General features: G+C 68.3%; 18 protein-coding genes. 11 read left to right on the top strand and 7 right to left on the bottom strand.

Features of this window, described 5'->3' with window-relative positions; all coding sequences use genetic code 11:
- Positions 1-81 precede the first annotated feature (81 nt).
- Entirely contained in the window at positions 82-1,023 is a 942-nt protein-coding gene (locus ACNSN4_RS12405) for a DMT family transporter (protein ID WP_418286126.1), read from the bottom strand.
- A 232-nt stretch (positions 1,024-1,255) separates the two neighbouring features.
- Between ACNSN4_RS12405 and ACNSN4_RS12400 the strand changes: the two genes are divergently transcribed.
- Positions 1,256-2,050 (top strand): helix-turn-helix transcriptional regulator, encoded by a 795-nt coding sequence (locus ACNSN4_RS12400; protein ID WP_418286125.1) that lies wholly within the window; start codon positions 1,256-1,258, stop codon positions 2,048-2,050.
- A gap of 57 nt (positions 2,051-2,107) precedes the next feature.
- On the opposite strand, the gene ACNSN4_RS12395 is transcribed toward ACNSN4_RS12400, so the two are convergent.
- Positions 2,108-3,175, bottom strand: a complete 1,068-nt coding sequence (locus tag ACNSN4_RS12395) for a threonine synthase (protein ID WP_418286368.1) — start codon at positions 3,173-3,175, stop codon at positions 2,108-2,110.
- 254 nt (positions 3,176-3,429) lie between these two features.
- Between ACNSN4_RS12395 and ACNSN4_RS12390 the strand changes: the two genes are divergently transcribed.
- A complete protein-coding gene (locus tag ACNSN4_RS12390; RefSeq protein ID WP_418286124.1) occupies positions 3,430-3,903 on the top strand; it encodes a redoxin domain-containing protein in 474 nt (157 codons plus the stop codon).
- Between the two features lie 43 nt (positions 3,904-3,946).
- Here ACNSN4_RS12390 and ACNSN4_RS12385 read toward each other — a convergent pair whose 3' ends face one another.
- Entirely contained in the window at positions 3,947-4,309 is a 363-nt protein-coding gene (locus tag ACNSN4_RS12385; RefSeq protein WP_418286123.1) for a DUF5518 domain-containing protein, read from the bottom strand.
- A gap of 156 nt (positions 4,310-4,465) precedes the next feature.
- Here ACNSN4_RS12385 and ACNSN4_RS12380 point away from each other — a divergent pair, with 156 nt between their 5' ends.
- From ACNSN4_RS12380 to ACNSN4_RS12370, 3 genes are all read left to right on the top strand, one after another.
- Positions 4,466-5,410, top strand: coding sequence for a hypothetical protein (locus ACNSN4_RS12380; RefSeq protein WP_418286122.1), 945 nt, complete (start codon positions 4,466-4,468; stop codon positions 5,408-5,410).
- A gap of 109 nt (positions 5,411-5,519) precedes the next feature.
- On the top strand, positions 5,520-5,819 hold the full coding sequence (locus ACNSN4_RS12375) for a WNWW family protein (RefSeq protein WP_418286121.1): 300 nt from the start codon (positions 5,520-5,522) through the stop codon (positions 5,817-5,819).
- Between the two features lie 141 nt (positions 5,820-5,960).
- Positions 5,961-6,137: a hypothetical protein gene (locus ACNSN4_RS12370; protein WP_418286120.1), complete on the top strand. Its 177-nt coding sequence runs from the start codon at positions 5,961-5,963 to the stop codon at positions 6,135-6,137.
- Positions 6,138-6,225: 88 nt separating this feature from the next.
- Here the strand turns inward: ACNSN4_RS12370 and ACNSN4_RS12365 are convergent, their stop codons facing one another.
- Entirely contained in the window at positions 6,226-7,293 is a 1,068-nt protein-coding gene (locus tag ACNSN4_RS12365) for a type II glyceraldehyde-3-phosphate dehydrogenase (RefSeq protein ID WP_418286119.1), read from the bottom strand.
- Positions 7,294-7,485: 192 nt separating this feature from the next.
- Between ACNSN4_RS12365 and ACNSN4_RS12360 the strand changes: the two genes are divergently transcribed.
- Entirely contained in the window at positions 7,486-8,478 is a 993-nt protein-coding gene (locus ACNSN4_RS12360) for an aminopeptidase (RefSeq protein WP_418286118.1), read from the top strand.
- Between the two features lie 88 nt (positions 8,479-8,566).
- Here the strand turns inward: ACNSN4_RS12360 and ACNSN4_RS12355 are convergent, their stop codons facing one another.
- Positions 8,567-9,484 carry an HVO_0234 family beta-propeller protein gene (locus tag ACNSN4_RS12355; protein WP_418286117.1) on the bottom strand — a complete coding sequence of 306 codons (918 nt, stop codon included), beginning with the start codon at positions 9,482-9,484 and terminating at the stop codon, positions 8,567-8,569.
- Between the two features lie 141 nt (positions 9,485-9,625).
- On the opposite strand from ACNSN4_RS12355, the gene ACNSN4_RS12350 reads away from it, so the two are divergent.
- Positions 9,626-10,609, top strand: a complete 984-nt coding sequence (locus ACNSN4_RS12350; RefSeq protein ID WP_418286116.1) for a nucleoside recognition protein — start codon at positions 9,626-9,628, stop codon at positions 10,607-10,609.
- A gap of 58 nt (positions 10,610-10,667) precedes the next feature.
- Here the strand turns inward: ACNSN4_RS12350 and katG are convergent, their stop codons facing one another.
- Positions 10,668-12,830, bottom strand: a complete 2,163-nt coding sequence (gene katG, locus ACNSN4_RS12345; protein WP_418286115.1) for a catalase/peroxidase HPI — start codon at positions 12,828-12,830, stop codon at positions 10,668-10,670.
- A gap of 300 nt (positions 12,831-13,130) precedes the next feature.
- Between katG and ACNSN4_RS12340 the strand changes: the two genes are divergently transcribed.
- The 4 genes from ACNSN4_RS12340 (at position 13,131) to ACNSN4_RS12325 (ending at position 17,865) form a co-directional block, all read left to right on the top strand.
- Positions 13,131-14,441 carry a phosphoribosylamine--glycine ligase gene (locus ACNSN4_RS12340; RefSeq protein ID WP_418286114.1) on the top strand — a complete coding sequence of 437 codons (1,311 nt, stop codon included), beginning with the start codon at positions 13,131-13,133 and terminating at the stop codon, positions 14,439-14,441.
- A gap of 609 nt (positions 14,442-15,050) precedes the next feature.
- Positions 15,051-15,614 (top strand): helix-turn-helix domain-containing protein, encoded by a 564-nt coding sequence (locus ACNSN4_RS12335; RefSeq protein WP_418286113.1) that lies wholly within the window; start codon positions 15,051-15,053, stop codon positions 15,612-15,614.
- Between the two features lie 18 nt (positions 15,615-15,632).
- Positions 15,633-16,589: a halocyanin domain-containing protein gene (locus tag ACNSN4_RS12330; RefSeq protein WP_418286112.1), complete on the top strand. Its 957-nt coding sequence runs from the start codon at positions 15,633-15,635 to the stop codon at positions 16,587-16,589.
- Between the two features lie 67 nt (positions 16,590-16,656).
- Positions 16,657-17,865, top strand: coding sequence for an HD domain-containing protein (locus tag ACNSN4_RS12325; RefSeq protein WP_418286111.1), 1,209 nt, complete (start codon positions 16,657-16,659; stop codon positions 17,863-17,865).
- Positions 17,866-17,953: 88 nt separating this feature from the next.
- Here the strand turns inward: ACNSN4_RS12325 and ACNSN4_RS12320 are convergent, their stop codons facing one another.
- Positions 17,954-18,358: a universal stress protein gene (locus ACNSN4_RS12320; protein ID WP_418286110.1), complete on the bottom strand. Its 405-nt coding sequence runs from the start codon at positions 18,356-18,358 to the stop codon at positions 17,954-17,956.
- Between the last annotated feature and the right edge of the window lie 84 nt (positions 18,359-18,442).

Genomic DNA, 18,442 nt, shown 5'->3' with positions numbered 1-18,442 from the left:
GGCGCCCTCGCCGGTTCGAATCCCCGTCGGAAGACGCGTCGAATCGGGGTGACAGGTATGGGTGTGGTCGAGGAGGCGGAGTCACGAACCGCTGCCGACGAGCCTCTCGCGAACGCCGCGCTTGAGCGCCCCCGAAACGTCCGGCGGGAGCCCGCTGACGAGGAGGAATCCGGCGAAGATGACGACGAAGCCGACGACCGCGAGCAGGGAGATCGTCTCACCCAGCAGGACCCAGCCGCCGACCGCCGACACGACCGGGACGAAGTAGAACAGCAGGTTCGCGCGGGTCGCCCCGGCCTCGTCGATGAGCGCGAAGTAGGTGAGGTAGGCGATCGCGCCCGAGAACACGCCGACGTACACGAGCGCCGCGAGCGCGACCGGCGGCATCGAGAGTCCGACGACGGGCTCGCCGGCGGCGTAACTGAGGCCGTGCGAGAGCACGGCCGCCAGCGGGACGCCCCAGATCGTCCGCGCCGTGCTCGACAGCGTCGCCTCGCTGCGGCGGATCATCACGGCGCCGAGCGCGCTCGTCACTGCGGCCGCGAACAGGAGCGGCACCCCGAGGCCGCCGCCGAGCAACGCCGCGGAGTCGGGGTTCGCGACGAGGACGACGCCGACGAGTCCGAGGGCCATCCCGGCGAACCCGCGGACGGAGAGGCGCTCTTCGGAGAGCAGAAGCGCTGCGAACACCGGGGTCAGAATCGGATTGAGGCTGAAAATGACGGCGGCCACGCCGCTCGTCACGTGCTGTTGGCCGACGAACAACAGCGCGTTCGTCAGTCCGATGACGATCACGCCGGTCGCGAAGATCCCGACGACGTCGCCGACGGTCCGAGGGCGTAGCTCCGCCCGAGAGAGGTGTGTCGCCGCGAAGGCCGCGAGGACGACCGCGCCGATATCGAAGCGGATCGCGACGAAAAGCAGCGGCGGGATATGCGCCAACCCCGCCTTCGCCGCGACGAACGTCCCGCCGAACAGGAGAGCCGAGACGAGGAACAGCGCGCCGGTCCGTCGGGTGAACACGCTACCGCGACACCCCGAGAACGGTTTCAGACGAATGATCGGTCAGGCGCGAGGATCTCGTCACGATTTCACGTAGAAGACGGATCTATATAACGAAATTCGGAAAATATTCCGCGTTGAGAAACGATCGACACGTCTCGACAGCCTTTCACGGCGTGAAACCCCGGCGGAGCGCGAACCAGCGGTCGGCGAGGAGCGAAGCCGGTTTATCCCGGTGGGCGCTGGATCGAGTATGGAGGCCCCGCTCGAGGAGATCGAGTTCCTCGCCCGCTCGACGAACCGCGTCGAGGTGCTTCAGCTGCTGGCGACCGGGTCGCACACGCGGCGAGAGCTCGCGACGGTCACCGGGGCGTCGCAGGCGACGCTGGGACGGATTCTCGAGGACTTCGCCGAGCGGTCGTGGGTCAGACGCGAGAACGGCGGGTACGTCGCCACGGCCACCGGAACGCTCGTGGCCGACGGGATCGACGGTCTCGTGTCGGTCCTCGAAACGGAGGCCAAGCTGCGCGACGTGGTGGCGTACCTTCCGACGGCGGAGCTCGGATTCGACCTCCGTCGCCTCGCCGACGCGACGGTCACGGTTCCGACCCGGACGCGTCCGAGCGCTCCGCTCCAGCGCGTGCTCGACGCGATGGACGGCGCCGATACCCTGTACGCCTTCTCGCACACGCTCAACGAACAGAGCCTCGCGACGGCTCACGATCGCGTGACCACGGGGGATCAGACGTTCGAGGCGGTCCTCTCGGCGAGCGCGATCGACGCGCTCGCGGCCGACGATCGGCTCTGGACCCAGTTGCGGGCGCTCGCCCGGAACGAGAACGCGGAGATTCGAGTTCGTCGCGAGGACATTCCCCTCGCGGTCACGGTCACCGACGGCACGGTGCACCTCCTCGTTCGGGACGACGGCGGCATCCTGCGGGCGTCGCTGCGCACCGACGACCCGACGGTCCGCGACTGGGCCGAGGAGACGTTCACGCGCTACTGGGAGAGCGCGAGTCCGTTCGATCCGACGGCGTTCGAGGAGTGAGCGCCGGACCGGAGCCAGTGGCCGCGGACGGCCGGACCGTCCCCACGGGCGACCGAGTCAGCGCGTGTCGAGCAGCGTATCGATCAGCTCCGACAGGGCCGCTCGATCTGTGCGCTCGGTCGCGACCGTCGCGTCGCCGGTACCGAGTTCCTTGAACCCGGTCCCGGTCGGCACGAGGACGACGGACTCGTCGGCGTCGATATCGCCGCGCTCGGACAGCCGACTCACCCCCGCGAGCGCCGCCGCCGAGGACGGCTCGACGCAGAAGCCGCCGTCGACGGCGAATTTCCGTTGTGCCGCGCGGAGTTCGTCGTCGTCGACCGACACGACGGCCCCGCCCGTGTCCCGGACGGCGGCGAGCGCCCGCCCGCCGCTGGGCGGATCGGGGTTGCCGATCGAGTGAGCGATCGTGTCCGTCGTCTCCGAGGGGTCGAGCGCCGTCGGGTCGTCGGCTCCCGACTCGAAGGCTCGCGTTATCGGGTCTGACGCGGCGGTCTGCACGAGATACAGCCGCGGCGTCGTCTCTAAGAGCCCCGCCGCGTCGAGGTCGCGGATCCCGCGCCACAGCCCCGACGCGAACCCCCCGGAACTCGTCGGGAGGGCGATCGCGTCGGGCACGTCGGGAGCGAACGCCTCGCAGATCTCGAAAAGCGCCGTCTTGTACCCGCTGATCCGTGACGGTGCGTCGCTGACGAGCATCGCAATCGGGGACTCCGCCGACAGCGCGAGCGCGTCGTCGTACAGCGCCGCGTACTCACCGGTCACGCGGACGATCGTGGGTTCGTACTGGGCGATGAGTTCCAGTCGGACCGCGGAGATGTCGTCGGGGACGAGGACCGCGCACTCGCGGCCGAGACTGGCCGCGTGCGCCGCGGTGCTCATCGCCATGTTTCCGTACGAGACGGTGCCGACCGCGTCGTTGCCGAGCGCGAGCGCGTGTGGGACGGCCACCGCGCTCCCGCGGTCCTTGTACGTGCCCGTCGGATGCTCCCCCTCGTCCTTGACGAACACTCGACAGCCGGCGTCGTCGTCGAGTCGCTCGGTTCTGACCAGCGGCGTGCCGCCCGCCGCGCGAGCGACGCCGGAGGGGCGATCGATCGGGAGGAGCGCCTCGTAGCGCCACATCCCTTCGAGGTCCCGACAGTCGTCCCACGTGAACGCCTGCGCGTCGGTCTCGTACCAGAGCGGCTCGCCGCACGCACACCGGACGCGAGCGGCCGCCGTGTAGCGCTCGCCGCATCGATAGCAGACCGGCGTGAAGCCGGTCGATCGGGTGGACATGGACGTGGTGGGTGGTCCACGCAGGTATACGTTCCTCCAACCGGGTCCGATCGAGGGTGAAACAACCTTTTTGCCGCTATCGACCCTACTATGTAATGATGGTATCAGAAGGCGACACCGCACCCGACATCTCCGCAACGATCGGCACGAGCGACCACGAATCGTTTGAGCTGTCCGACCACCTCGGGGACGGCCCCGTCGTCCTCGCGTTTTTCCCCGGCGCGTTCACCCCGCCGTGTACGAACGAGATGGTGGCGCTCCAAGACCACGCCGACGCGTTCGAGGCCGCCGGAGCGACACTGCTCGGAGTCAGCGCCGACTCGCCGTTTTCGCAGGGGGCGTTCCGCGAGGAACACGGCCTCGAGTTCGACCTCGTGAGCGACATGGCGGGCGACGCGATCCGTGCGTACGGCCTCGAGATCGACATCGCCGACCTCGGGCTCTACGGGGTCGCGAACCGGGCGGTCTTCGTGCTCGACGACGACGGCGACGTCGTCTACGACTGGATCGCCGACGACCCGACGAACGAGCCGGACTACGAGGCCGTCCTCGACGCGGCCGAGGAGGCGTAACTCGCGACGCGGACCCCGCGGCGCGGTCGATCCCCTCGGCTTTTCAGTCGCCGAGCACGCCGCCGATCGCGCCCGCGAGCGCCGATTCGATCGCGAACAGGAACGTGAGGAACAGCCCGATAACTAACACGCCCGCGCCGCCGAGGAGGCTCCCGATCGGTCCGCCGGCCAGCCCGACGAGCCCGCCGAACGCGGCGAGCACGAGCGTGATAATAATGCCGCTCACAGAGCCCGCTAAGAGGCCGTGCCACGTCCCCGACAGCAGTCCGCCCCCGGCGACGTACCCGGCGACGAACCCGCCGATCAGCCCCGCGCCGATGTGTCCGATCACGGGCGCGAGCGACGCGAGCAGCCCGGCGATCACCATCACGACGAACCCGTAGCCGACGGCGCGCCAGTCAGTCATGCCGCCACGTAGCCGGTCGCGGAATATATACCCGCCGTCCGCGCCCGCCGTCCGCGAGGACGCGCCGACATCGGCCGTCGCAGTATCGGCCGACACAACACTCACCGACGCGAGTCGACCGACGATTTATGAGCGCACTGTGCGTATCGACGACGGATGCCCTCCGAGAGCGCCGTCGACAGCACCGCGGACGCGATCGCCACGACGCCGGAACCCCCTCCGACGAGTCGAGACGCGATCGAGTGGGGTCCGGTTCGCTACGATCGGATCCGCTCGCTCGCGGCGGGTGCCAGCCTCGTGATCGTCGTCGCCGTCGCGGCGTTCGTCGTGACGCTTGTCGGCATCGCGGGCGGCGGACTGCTCTCTGCGGACCTCGGTGCGCTCCTCGGGAGTGTGACACCCGGGGGCGTCTTCGTCGCCGTCGGCCTCCTCTTCGCGGTCGCGATCACGCTCCTGCCGTACGCGCTCCTTCACCATCGAGAATCGACGGTAGACATCCTCTCTCTCTACGACGGACGTCTCGCGCTCTCGTCGTTTCGTCCGCGCTGGGTCGCCGCCGGAGCGGCGCTTCCGATCGCCCTCGGGGCAGTCGCCCCGCACTGGCTCGTGTCGGGCGCGTTCGCGCTCATCCCGCTCGTGTGGCTGCTCCCGATGGCCGCCGCGCGCTCCGGCGCAGTGTACCGGCTCGATCCGGAATCGATGACTCTCGAACGAGAGGCCGTGGGTGCCGAGCGGGTACAGACGGACGACCTCGGGGCCGTCGTTCGCGCCCGACGGATAGACATGCCGAAAATCGAGGCCACGCTCTTCCTGCTCGCGTATCGGGGGAACGCCTGGTACCGCTCGACGCCGTGGGCGCTCGTCCCGGCGGCGCTCGCGGATGAGGTCGACGCAGCCCTCACGGACGTGCTCGCGCGGAGCGACGGGCCGGACCGCGCGAGCGCGGCAGAGCGGATCGTTCTCGCGGTGGTGGGGTCGTCGTCGCTCGTCGTCGGCCTCCTCATCGCGGTCGCCGCGGGCGAGGGGGCCGCGGGCGTGGCGCTGGCGCTGTTCACCGCGCCCTTTTGTCTGCTGTTTCTGGCGCTCGCCGCCCGGCTGTGACCGGCGTGTGAGGAGCAGCGGTCCCGGTGACCGGCGAGACGCCGACCGCGACACCGGACGTGGGACCCCCTATCACGCGACTCATATACTTGGAAGGCCTAGCACGAATATGGACAGAGAGCGTCTCGAGAGCGCGCTGGAGCGGGAGTTCGGTGGGACCGCGGCGGAGCGGCGCGCAGTGGCTAGAGCGGCCAGCGACCTCGCCGACTCCGGATGCCCCTCCCGCGACCGCGGTCACGCGCTGACCGTACCCGGAGTGATCACCCACCTCGGTGACGCACCCGCGGGGTCGTCGCTCGTCGAGCGCTGGAACTGGTGGCTGGGCGCGCTCGACGTCGCGTACGGCGGCTACGACTACTTCACCGTCCGGTTCGTCGAGGGCGACGAAGAGGCGGGTCTCCGACGGTAGCGGGGAGCGTGCCTCAGCCGAAACTGCGCCTCGCGACGTTCGTTCGAGCCAACAGTCGGATGTCCGACCGCGACGCGTCCACTTTCACTTTCACTCCGGGCATGGCTCGCTTATAGGGTGGTTCCGGGTTGATCCGTAGGTATGAGCGCGACCAGCCGCGATCAACCGCGGTACGCGACGTCGACGCGCGTGGACGTCACCGACTGTCGAGCAGACCGCATCGCTGACCGGGTTCGGATGAACCGCGTCCGCGGGAGCGAGGTGGGCCTCGAACGCCGCGGCGGTCGGACGTTCCTCGTGACGACACCGACCGAGTAACGGCGACGGGGTCGCCCGCACCGAACCGATCGACCGTACCAAAGCCGGTCGTCCGCGCCAGTTGACTCAGTCGTCCGTGCCAGTTGACTCAGTCGTCCGCGGGGGTCGGCGTTCGACCGGTTCCGCCGTCGGAAAGCAGACTGTCGAGCCCGATTCCGAGCGTCTCGTTCGTCCGGTCGACCGATTCCGACCGCGAGAGGTCGCTCGCGAGTGACCGGATCGCGTCGATGTTTTCAGGCACGACGTCGGCCTCCTGGTGGACGTTCTGGAACAGGTACAGGTCTCGGTCTTGGACGCTGATCGACTCCTCCCAGACGCAGTTCTCCCAGAGGTCGCCGCGCGGCCGCCCGACATCCGCCGCGTAGTCTTTGAGCGTACCGGCCCCGTCGATACCGGCGCGTTCGGGGATCAGGAACAGCCGAGACTCTCCACTGAGCAGCTCTCGGACCTCGGCGCTCGTCGGAGCCGTTTGGAGGGTGACGTTGACGCTGTGGGTGTGCATCGCCGTCACCGGCGCCTTGAGCGCGGCCGTGTCCACCGCGAGGTCGGGGAGGACCGTGTTCACGTCCGGACCGTGGTGGGAGGGGACCGTCGTCGGGTCGGGCACGATGTCGTTTATCGGGCCGCGGCCGGTCTCGCTCGGGTCACCGCCGCGGCGAACCAGCGTCACACGCGCCTTCTCGACGCCGTACGCCTCGTCGAGCGGGGCGAGCAGCCGCGAGAGACCGGTGGTGTTACACGAGACGACGCGGAGGGAGTCGGCGTCCGTGACCGACTCGTCGCTCCCGCGGGCGTTGAAGGACGCGTCGGCGACGCCGGCGTCCTCGCCGCCCTGGTAGATCGCGGGCGTGTCGTGGGCGTCGTAGAGCGGACGGTTTCGCTCGCCGATTCCGCTCGGACAGCAGTCGACGACGACGTCGACCGCGTCCAGCAAGTCGGCGACCGTCCCAGCGATTCCCAGTCCGGCAGCCTCGAACTCGTCGACCCGATCGTCGATCGCCGCGTAGAGGTCGTATCCGCGACGGAGCGCGACCTCGGCGCCGTAGTTCGGGCTCGTCTTCGTCACGCCGACGAGTTCCATGTCGGGTTGCGCCGCGACCGCGTCCGCGACCCGCTTGCCGATCGTGCCGTACCCGTTAACGCCCACGCGTATCATACGTGTCCGTCCTCCGGGCACCGGGATAATTCTTTCGAGCAATTTTAAAAGAAATTAACTACGCCGCGAGTAATCAGTCCGTTAATTCGCGAGACGTAAGCCTGTAACTGAGTTTCGTAATAGAGTTATTAGTTAGTGAAAACGCCGCGTCAGATGCCAAAAACTAACGCCCGTCGCCGTCGAAGTGCGCGCATGTCGAACGACTCACCACCCGCGCCGAGCGGTTCCAGAGCGGTCTCGTCCGCTCTCGCCGAGGCGGCCGAAACCGCAATCACGCAGTGTTTGAACGTCACCTCGGGCGAGACGGTCGTCGTCGTCACCGACGACGCACGCGCACCGATCGGCGAGGCGCTGTACGCGGCGGCGACCGATGCGACGGCCGACGCGACGATCCTCCGCTATCCGCCGGCCGAGCAGCACGGGACCGAGCCCCCGGCGCCGGTCGCGGCCGCGATGGCCGACAGCGACGTCTTCCTCGCGCCGACGACGAAGAGCCTGTCACACACCCGCGCGCGAGGGGCCGCCTGCGACGCCGGCGCCCGCGGCGCGACGCTCCCCGGGATTACGGAGGACGTGTTCGTTACCGGACTCGACGCCGACTACGCCGCCATCGACGCCGCCTGCGACGACGTTCTCGCTCAGGTCGCCGACGCCGACGAGGTCCGAGTCGCCTCGCCCGCGGGAACCGACATCACGTTCGGTATCGGCGAGCGCGAGTGGCTCGCCGACACCGGGATGGTCCACGATCCCGGCGAGTTCTCGAACCTCCCCGCCGGAGAGGTGTTCGTCGCGCCCGAGACCGCGACCGGCACGTTCGTCGTCGACGGGACGATGATGCCCCACGGGCTCCTCGACGAGGGTCAGGAGCTGACGTTCGAGGTCGAAGACGGTCTCGTCACGGCGATCTCGGACGACGCGGTCCGGGCGGATATCGAGACCGCGGCCGACGCCGTCGGCGACGCCGCGTACAACCTCGCGGAGCTGGGGATCGGTACCAACGTCGGCGTCGACGCGCTCGTCGGGTCCGTCCTCCTCGACGAGAAGGCCGGCGGCACCGTCCACATCGCGATCGGCGACAACGCCGGTATCGGCGGCGAGACCGACGCGCCGATCCACCTCGACGGTATTCTCCGGAATCCGACCGTGTACGCGGACGGCGAAGAGATCGAGCTGCCCCGGGCCTGATCCGCGCCCAACCGCCTGATCCGCGCCCGACCGCCTGATCCGCGCCCGACCGCCTGATCCGCGCCCGACCGCCTTTTCGCTGCTTGGCTCACTCCACGACCGCGAGCGCGACGCCCGCGACTCCCCGCACGCCGACGACCTGGTGCCGCCACCCGTCGCCGGCGTCGACACAGAGGGTTCCGGCGTCGGTGACGGTGACAGACAGACCGGGACCGTAGCCGAGCGCGACCGGTCGCTCGTCGACCGGCAGACCCGAATCCCGCCACGTCCCAGCGTCCCACTCGGCGTCTTCGTCCCCGTGGACGAACAGGTCGCCGTCGACGACCGCCATCGCGTGGCCGTCGCCGTCGGCGGCGACCGCGGTCGCATCGCCTTCCAGTGCCGTCATCCAGCCGTTCCCCAGCCAGTAGACACCCGCGGCGGCCGCCGCGAGAGGCATTCCGGACCCCGCCACGTCGCGGACGTCGTCGAGGCCGACCGAGACGAGCTCGCGGTCGGCGTCGCCGCCGGCACCGCCGTTCACCGAGACCCGATGGACCCCGTCCGCGGCCGCGACGAGGGGACCGTCGACGGCACGCGGGTCGGGGACGGTCCCGATTGAGGTCCCCGTCGGATCGGTACCCTCGTCACCGACCTCGAGACGGTCGATCTCGCCGTCCGAGCCGGCGACGAGGAACGCGTCGTCGTGGACGCCGACGGCGACGAGCGGTTTCGATCCGATCGAGTCGGTCGTGACGGGCTCGAACTCGGGATCGTCGTCGACGGGCGCGACGCGGAGTCCGTCCGCGGTCGCGATCCCGACGAGGTCGGGGGCGTCGTCGCGGACGAGGACCGCGGCGTCGCGAGCGGGGTCGCGCGCGACCATGTCGAACGCGCCCACCTTGTCCGCCGAGAGCGCCACCCGGACGACGCCGCTCTCGGTGGCGACGTACGCGTCGGTGCGGCCCGCCGTCCCGGCGTACACGCGCTTCTCCTCTATCGAGATGTCGTCCTCCGCGGGTGCCATTGCCGGGGGTTCGACGGCCGCCGTCATAAGCCCCGCGCGAACTCCGCCGTTCCAACGCTCCCGCGAACTCCGCCGTTCCAACGCTCCCGCGAACTCCGCCGTTCCGATGCGCATTAGGTCGGCGACAACCTATCCCCCGTCGTGCACTCGGTCGTCGCCGAACTCCTCGCCCTGCTCGCGGACGTGGCCCCCCGGATCGCGCGGATCGCGGCGTTCATCGCTGTCGGGGTTTTCGCCGCCAACGTCGCCGTCGCGTTCGGGTTGATCCGGTACGTCGCCGGCCTCGCCGGCTGGCTCACCCGCCCCGCAAACCTCCCGGACGAGGTCGGCACGGCCATCCTCACCACCGCCGCGTCGACGACCGCGGGGTACGCCACGCTCGCCGAGTACCGCGAATCGGGGCTTCTCGACGACCGGGCGACGCTCGTCGCCGTGATGATAAACACCTTCTTCGGGTTCGTCCAGCACGTGTTCACCTACTACATTCCGGTGTTGATCCCGATATTGGGGCTGCGGACGGGGACCGTCTACGTCTCCGCGCGAGCCGGTATCGCGCTGGCGATCACGATCACGGGCGTCCTCGCGGGAGGCTTCCTGCTGTCCGAGCGTAACGTGAATCGCGAGGCGCTGGCCGAGGTCGACGCGAGCGGCCCCGATAGCGACGACCGGGGCCGCCGTGCGCGCGTCAGGGCCGCGAGCGAGAAGTCGTGGTCGACGCTCCGCCGCATCGTCCCGCGGCTCGCCGTCGTGTACACGCTCGTGATCGCCTTCGTCACGTACTACGACGTGGAGTCGCTGACCAGCGTCGCCGAACCCATCACCGGTGTGTTGGGTCTCCCCGGCGCCGCGGTCCCCGTCATCGCCGTCTACACCCTCGATACGACTGCTGGCGCGGTTACCTTGGCGGGCACCACGGAGGGGATATTCACGGTTCGAACCGCCGTGGCGAGCCTGCTTATCGGCGGGATCCTCTCGTTCGCCGTCTCCACGTTCCGGCGGTCGATCCCCTTCCAGTACGGTATCTGGGGTGCCGAGTTCGGCACGAAGGTGATCGCCGTCAACACCGCGATGAAGCTCGTCTTCATCTCGATCGCGGTGGCGCTGCTGCTCGCTCCCGTGTGGTGAGCGATGCGGCGTGAGAAATACGATATCAAAACACCGCGACGACAGTGAGACGAACTGCCTACTCGAGGTCGAACCGGTCGAGTCGCATCACCTTCGTCCAGGCGTCGACGAAGTCCTGAACGAACTCCCCGTCGCCGTCGTCGCTCCCGTACACTTCCGCGATGGCGCGGAGCCGGGAGTGCGAGCCGAAGATGAGATCCAGCCGCGTGGCCTCCCACTCGACCTCGCCGGTCTGTCGGTCGATCCCCTCGTACAGGTCTCCGCCGCTCGCGTCGTCCGTGTTCTCCTCGACGGGCCGCCACTCCGTCCCCATGTCGAGCAGGTTCACGAAGAAGTCGTTCGTTAGCCTCCCGGGGCTGTCGGTGAAGACGCCGCGATCCGTGTCACCGTAGGTGGCGCCGAGCGAGCGCATCCCGCCCACGAGGGCCGTCATCTCGGTGACAGACAGATCGAGGAGGTCCGCCTTGTCCACGAGTAGCTCCTCGGGATTGTCGTCCACGCCGTCGCCGATGTAGTTTCGGAACCCGTCGACGCGCGGCTTGAGCGCCTCGAACGCGTCGACGTCGGTCTCCTCTTGTGAGGCGTCGGTCCGCCCCGGCTCGAACGGGACCGTCACGTCGAACCCGGCGTCGGCGGCCGCCCGCTCAACGGCGGCGTTGCCGCCGAGAACGATCAGGTCGGCGAGCGAGACGCGCACGTCGTCGTCGCGCGAGGCGTTGAACGCTTCCTGGACTCCTTCGAGCGTCTCCAGCACCGCGTCAAGCTGCGCCGGTTCGTTCACCTCCCAATCGCGCTGGGGATCGAGCCGGACGCGCGCGCCGTTGGCGCCGCCGCGCTTGTCGCTGTCGCGGTACGTCGACGCCGAGGCCCACGCGGTCTTGACGAGCTGTTGAACCGTCAGGTCGGTGTCGAGGATCTCGGTCTTGAGCTGATCGATCTCGACGTCCCCGATCAGATCGTGGTCGGCCTCGGGGATCGGGTCCTGCCAGATCAGGTCCTCGTCCGGGACCTCCGGGCCGAGGAGCCGCGACGGCGGGCCCATGTCGCGGTGGGTCAGCTTGTACCAGGCCTTCGCGAAGTTGATGCCGAACGCCATCGGATTCTCCTGGAACCTCTCGATGATCTCGCGGTACTCCGGGTCGCGCTTCAGCGCGACGTCCGTCGTGAGCATCATCGGCGTGACCGCTTCGTCGGGGTCGTGGGCGTCCGGGGCGCTCTTCATATCGTCGGCGTCGACCGGGAGCCACTGCCACGCCCCGCCCGGGCCCTTCTGAGCCGCCCACTCGTACTCCAGCAGGTTGTCGAGGTACCCCGTATCCCACTCGGTCGGGGAGCCCGTCCACGGCCCCTCGATTCCGCTCGTGATCGTGTCGCCGCCCTTCCCGCTGCCGTGGTCGTTCTCCCAGCCGAGCCCCTGCGCCTCGATGGGTGCCGCCTCGGGCTCCGGGCCGAGGTTCTCGTCGGGGTCGTCGGCGCCGTGGACCTTCCCGAACGTGTGACCGCCGGCGATGAGCGCGGCCGTCTCCTCGTCGTTCATCGCCATGCGACTGAACGTCTCTCGGATGTTCCTCGCCGACAGCTCGGGGTCGGGGTTGCCGTCCGGCCCTTCGGGGTTCACGTAGATGAGTCCCATCACGGACGCGCCGAGTCCCTGGTCGATATCGCCGGGCTTGTCGAAGCGCTCCTGCGTGTCCATCTCCGACTCCGGGCCCCAGTAGGTGGACTTGTCGGGCTCGAAGGCGTCTTCGCGGCCGCCGCCGTAGCCGAACGTCTTGAACCCCATCGACTCGATGGCGACGTTTCCGGCGAGGATCATCAGGTCGGCCCACGAGATGGAGCGGCCGTACTTCTGTTTGATCGGGAGAAGGAGTCGGCGCGCCTTGTCCAAGTTCGCGTTGTCGGGCCAGCTGTTGAGCGGGGCGAGTCGCTGCCGACCGCCGTCGGCGCCGCCGCGGCCGTCCGCCGTCCGATACGTCCCGGCGCTGTGCCACGCCATTCGGATGAACAGCGGCCCGTAGTGGCCGTAGTCGGCCGGCCACCAGTCCTGCGAGCTCGTCATCAGCTCTTCGAGGTCCGCTTTCACCTCGTCGAGGTCGAGCGACTGGAACGCCTCGGCGTAGTCGAAGTCGTCGTCGTAGGGTCCGACGTCGCGGGCGTTCTGGTCGAGAACCTCTAAGTCCAATTGGTTGGGCCACCAATCGTGGTTGGTCTGCTGAGACATTTAATCCATCACAATCTCCCTCCACCGCAAATAAAAATCTGTTCAATTTAGAGGGATACATCCGGCAAAAGAAACCTGTATTTTCATATTTTAAAATCCGGTTTCCATACTGCGAAAACCGTGGGATATCGTTATGTACACCAGCCGTGCCGCCGGGCGTATCGGCCGATCCCCATCGATGGATTCCCATGGGTCGGGCTCCGTGGTCGTAGCAGTCCGTCCGGACCGTGCGAATCGTCACCCATAGAGGCCGGGACACCTGAGGGGCACACTCAAGTTCTCGCCGTTAGACGACGGTGTATGGAGTCCAGTCGCTTCCTGTTTATATCCGCCGACGCCGCGCTGATCACCGACCTCGCGTGGCAGGTCCACCGTGAGGGCCACGACGTGAAGTACTACATCGAAGCCGAGAGCGATCAGGAAATCGGCGACGGGTTCGTCCCGAAGACGGACGACTGGCGCGCGGAGGTCGAGTGGGCCGACGTCGTTATTTTCGACGACATCTGGGTCGGCTCCGATGTCGGGACCGGCGCGCTCGCCGAGGAGCTCCGCGAGCAGGGGAAGGCCGTCGTGGGCGGGACGCCGAACACCGACCACCTCGAAGAGGACCGGGGGTACGCGATGGAGGTCCTCGAGGAACACGGCGTCAACACGATCGAACACCACATCTTCCACGATTTCGACGAGGGTATCCAGCACGTTCAGGAGAACCCCGCTCCGTACGTCATCAAACCGCTCGGTGAAGTCCAGAACGTCAAGCGATTGCTGTACGTCGGGAACGAGGACGACGGGAGCGATATCGTCGACGTCCTACAAGCGTACAAGAAGGCGTGGGGGCACCGCATGAAGGGGTTTCAGCTCCAGCGGAAAGTCGAGGGCGTTGAAGTCGCTATCTGTGGGTTCTTCAACGGGAACGAGTTCATCGACCGGGTCAATTTCAACTTCGAGCACAAGAAACTGTTTCCGGGGAACATCGGCCCCTCGACCGGTGAGATGGGGACCTCGATGTTCTGGGCGGGCCAGAACAAGCTGTTCAAGGAAACGTTCGGGAAAATCGAAGACTGGCTCGCCGACGAGGGCTACGTCGGGAGCATCGACATCAATTGTATCGTCAACGAGACCGGGATCTACCCGCTGGAGTTCACGCCCCGGTTCGGGTACCCGACGATCGCGTTACAGGAGGAGTCGATCGAGTCGTCCACCGGCGAGTTCTTCTACGATCTCGCCCACGGAAACAAGCCGGAAGTAGACGTGCACAACGGCTATCAGATCGCGGTTCGGGTCGTCCTCCCGCCGTTTCCGTTCGACGACGAGAAGACGTACGACGAGAACTCTCGGAACGCCGCCGTGGTGTTCGAGACGGAACGCAGAGACGGGATCCATATCGAAGACGCGAAGAAGGTCGACGGCCAGTGGCGGGTCGCCGGCGGCAACGGGATGCCGATCGTCGTGACCGGGAAGGGCGACACGATGCAGGCCGCACGCGAGCAGGCGTACGACCGCATCGACGACATCGTGATGCCCAACATGTACTACCGCGACGACATCGGCGAGCGTTGGGTCGACGGCGACGGCGACCGCCTGCAGGCGTGGGGGTACCTCGGGCCGTGAGCGATACTGAGAGTGGGTACATCGGGTTAATTAAGTAGTTATTTATAAATGGCCGGATAGTGTTGCTGTCGAGTATTTATACGAGATTGATGATTCTGCGGTAGGCACCTCCAAAGCCCCAGCCGCGACGGCTCGCGCGCCTTGCTGTCGTTCGAGACGCCGAAGGCGTCTCGTGATGACGAAACGGCGAAGCCGTTTCGAACCACGCCCCTCGCTCGCGATCGCTCGCTGCGGTGCTTGCTGCGGCGTGCTTCGCCCTCGCGGCTGCCCCTTTGAGTCCCACCCAGCACCGCAACCGCCCCTCATGCCTCCCCGGCCTCGTCAGTCGCCCTCCGCGATGCTCCGGGCGGCCGACTCCCTCGCACCGGCGGTTCGCGGCCCACCGGCCGCTCACCGGGGCGCGCCACCGAACCGCATTGATAGCCAGTTGTCGCAGTCGCTCATAGCTATTTAACTACTACATCGCCGCGGCCGGTCTGCTATACTCACTCCCGCAATCGGTCACACCACCGGGTCAAGGATCCGAGAAGCGAGCGACGTCGGTCAGTGCCTCCGATCGACGGGTTCCCCTCCACGACTTTTTAACCGTCCGGGTCTACCACTCGCGGTATGGCGAAGTACTCGACCGGCGGCGGTGGCGGCGGCGACGACGGCGACGCCTGTGAGCTCTGCGGACGCGAAACGACGGACCTCAAGCAGGCGACGATCGCCGGCGCGAAGCTGCTCGTGTGTTCCAGTTGTCGCCCGCACGACGACGCGGGCAACGCGCCCGGCGGCCGCGGCGGATCGAGCGGGAGCCGCGGCGGGAGTTCGGGCGGGAGCCCGGGCGGCGCCGGAGGCGACTCCACGGCGACAGAGAGCCGGAAGAAGGAGCTCGCTCGGAAGCAGGCGAAGGTGTACGACTCCGCGACCGGCGACTCCAAACACTGGGAAGAGGGCGGCACGAACTACGAGTCCGACCGGCTCCCGTACCTCGTCTCGGGATACGGCGACGACGTGGCGGCGGCCCGGCAGGACGCCGGGCTCACCGTCGAGGAGCTGGCCGAGGAGCTCGAGATCGACGAGGACGATCTCTTCGCGGTCGAGGACGGCCGCGCCGCGACCGCGGGCGTCGGCGGCTCCGTCGTTCGCACGCTCGAAGAGCGGCTCGGAATCGAGATCGTCGACGAGTGACCCCGAGCGATGTCGCGAATGCCCTCCACCTCCCGCCGTCATGCGCTAGCGCTAGCGGCTGGCGGAACGCTCGGCACGCTCGCCGGCTGTCTCGACTCGCTGGACTCGCTCGGTGACGACGAGCGCGGCGGCTCCGGCGGCGACAAGACAGTCACCGACACGACCGACGCGCCGGAGCCGGAGTACGGTCACTGGTTCGACGGCGGCGTCGACTACGCCGGGACGGTCGACCGACGCGGCGAGGACGAGGTCGCGATCGCGGTCGGCGCCGCCGACGGCTTCCGGTTCGACCCCGCGGCGGTGTGGGTCGATTACGGCACGACGGTCCGCTGGGAGTGGACCGGCGACGCCGGCACGCACGACGTGACCACGTACGACGGTCCCGCCGCGATCGAGTCCGCACTCGCCGACGAGGCGGGCCACGAATACTCGGTCACCGTGACCGAGGCGGACGAGGGGATCACCCGATACTCCTGTCGCCCGCATCAGGTGATCGGCGAACAGGGCGCGCTCGTCGTCGGTCCGGAGATCGAGTCGTACGTCACGGAGTACGACACGACCCCGGTCGACTACGGCGACTGGTTCGCGGAGACGCCGGGCGTCGCGGAGACGGCGAATCCGCTCCGACAGGATGCGGTCACCGTGCGCGTCGGTGGTCCCGGCGGGTACGATTCGGACGCGAGAGAGTGGAACACGGCGCCCGTCTACGACACCCCCGCGCTCCGCGTGACGCCCGGGACGACAGTCAGGTGGCGCTGGGTCCCCGGCGCGGGCGAACACAGCGTTGTCGCCGAGGACGGTTCGTTCGAGAGCGACCGCGTCGCCGTCGAGGCCGCCGACTCCCCGGAGAAACAGGAGGACGAACACGCCTTCGAACACGTCTTCGAGGAGCCGGGGATCCACGAGTACGCCTGCGAGCGCCACCGCGACGACGGGATGCGTGGCGCGGTCGTCGTCGCCGAGTCTCGGTCGTAACTCGGGGCGAGTGCCGGTCCGACCGCGACCCGAAACGACCAATTCCCCGGCGGTCGATCGGTCGGTAATGAAGGCGATCAAGGACAGCGTCCACGGGCACGTCCGGCTCGGCGACCTCGCCGCCGAGCTCGTCGACACGCCCGCCTTTCAGCGGCTTCGGCACGTCAAACAGCTGTCCACGGTCCGGCTGGTGTACCCCTCCGCGAACCACACCCGCTTCGAGCACAGCCTCGGCGTCTACCACCTCGCGTGCGGTGCCGTCGAGGGGCTCGGGATCGACGACGACACCGCCGATCACGTTCGCGCGGCGGCGCTGCTCCACGACGTCGGTCACGGGCCGTACGGCCACCAGACGGAGGGCGTCATCCGGCGCGAGACCGGTCGCGACCACGACGACATCGCGTGGCTCCTGACGGACGCCGACCGCGACGTGTGCCAGATCCTCGAACGAAACGGTCTCGACCCGGATCGCGTCGCCTCGCTCGTCGCTGGCGAGGGCGGTCTCGGCGCGCTCGTCTCGGGCGAACTCGACGTCGATCGGATGGACTACCTCGTCCGGGACGCCCACCACACGGGGGTTCCCTACGGCACCGTCGACACCGATCGGCTGGTCAGCGAGCTCCGACTCGCTGGCAGCAGAGGGGGGGCGAGTGACCCCGCGGACACCGAGCTGGTCCTCGCGGAGGGGAACGTCGCGACCGCGGAGAGCCTGCTCGTCGCTCGGTCGCTGATGAACGCGGTCGTCTACCGTCACCACGTCTCACGCGTCGCTGGCGCGATGCTCGAACGCGCCTGCGAGCGCTATCTCGACCGGAGCGAGACCGACGCCGCGACGTTCCGGCGTATGGCCGACCACGACCTCCTCGTCGCGCTGCGTGAGGCGGTCCCCGAGCTCGGTCGCCGGATCGAGCGTCGCGACCTGTACAAGCGCGCGGTGTGGGTCGGCCTCGGCGACGTGCCCGCCGGTACCGTCGACGCCGGTCACGGAGAGGAGCGCGCGGCAGAGCGCGAAATAGCCGAAGCGGTCGGCCTGGACCCCGAGAGCGTCGTCGTGGATGTCCCCTCACGACCCGGGTTAAAAGAGTCGGGCTCTACCGTGGTGGTCGACGGCGTCCCGCAGCGGCTGGAGGACGCCTCGGAGCTCGTTTCCGGCCTTCGGAGCGCCGAGCGACGCCGCTGGACGCTCGGCGTGTACTGTCCCGAAGAACGCGTCGACGCGGTGAGTGCGGCTGCACGCGAGGTTCTCGGGTTGCGGACGGCCTCGCCGACCGCGTGATCGACGAAGCGCTGTGAGCGGCGGATCCGCGTGCCACAGGGGGCGTGTGCGCCCCCACCGTCAATTCCGGTTTCGGCGCCGGTACCGTTTACTCCGGTTTCGGCGCCGGTACCGCGAACACCGGCCGATCGCTCCCGAGAATCACGTCCTGAGTCACGCTGCCGAAGACGGCCTTCCCCGTGGGGCTGCGCTTGCGCCCGGAGACGCAGATCGCGTCGGCGGCGATGTCCTCGGCGGCCGAGAGCAACTCGTCGGCGGGATCGCCGCTCGCCTCGTAGTGGACACAGGTGACGCCCGCCTCCTCCAGCCGCTCCCGGGCGCGACGCACCGCCGAGAGCTGGTTGACGGAGGCTCCCTCCGGGTTGTCTCGGAACACGTAACACAGGTGTGCAGTCACTTCGTCAGCCGACGTGGGTAGATCGGCGATCGCATCCGCCTGTGCGACCGCGCGCCGATCGTCCGCGTTATCGATGCCGACGAGTACGTCGTACATGATCGACCGTTCGTATAGGGGACGTATAAATCGTATCGGAGTTCCCGGGCCGTGACGAGCCGGTCGCACGGGTCTGTGAGCGCC

Source organism: Halorubrum marinum (assembly GCF_048381195.1).
GTDB lineage: Archaea > Halobacteriota > Halobacteria > Halobacteriales > Haloferacaceae > Halorubrum.
Note: the sequence above shows the minus strand (reverse complement) of the source record. Positions and strands in the feature narration are given on the sequence as shown.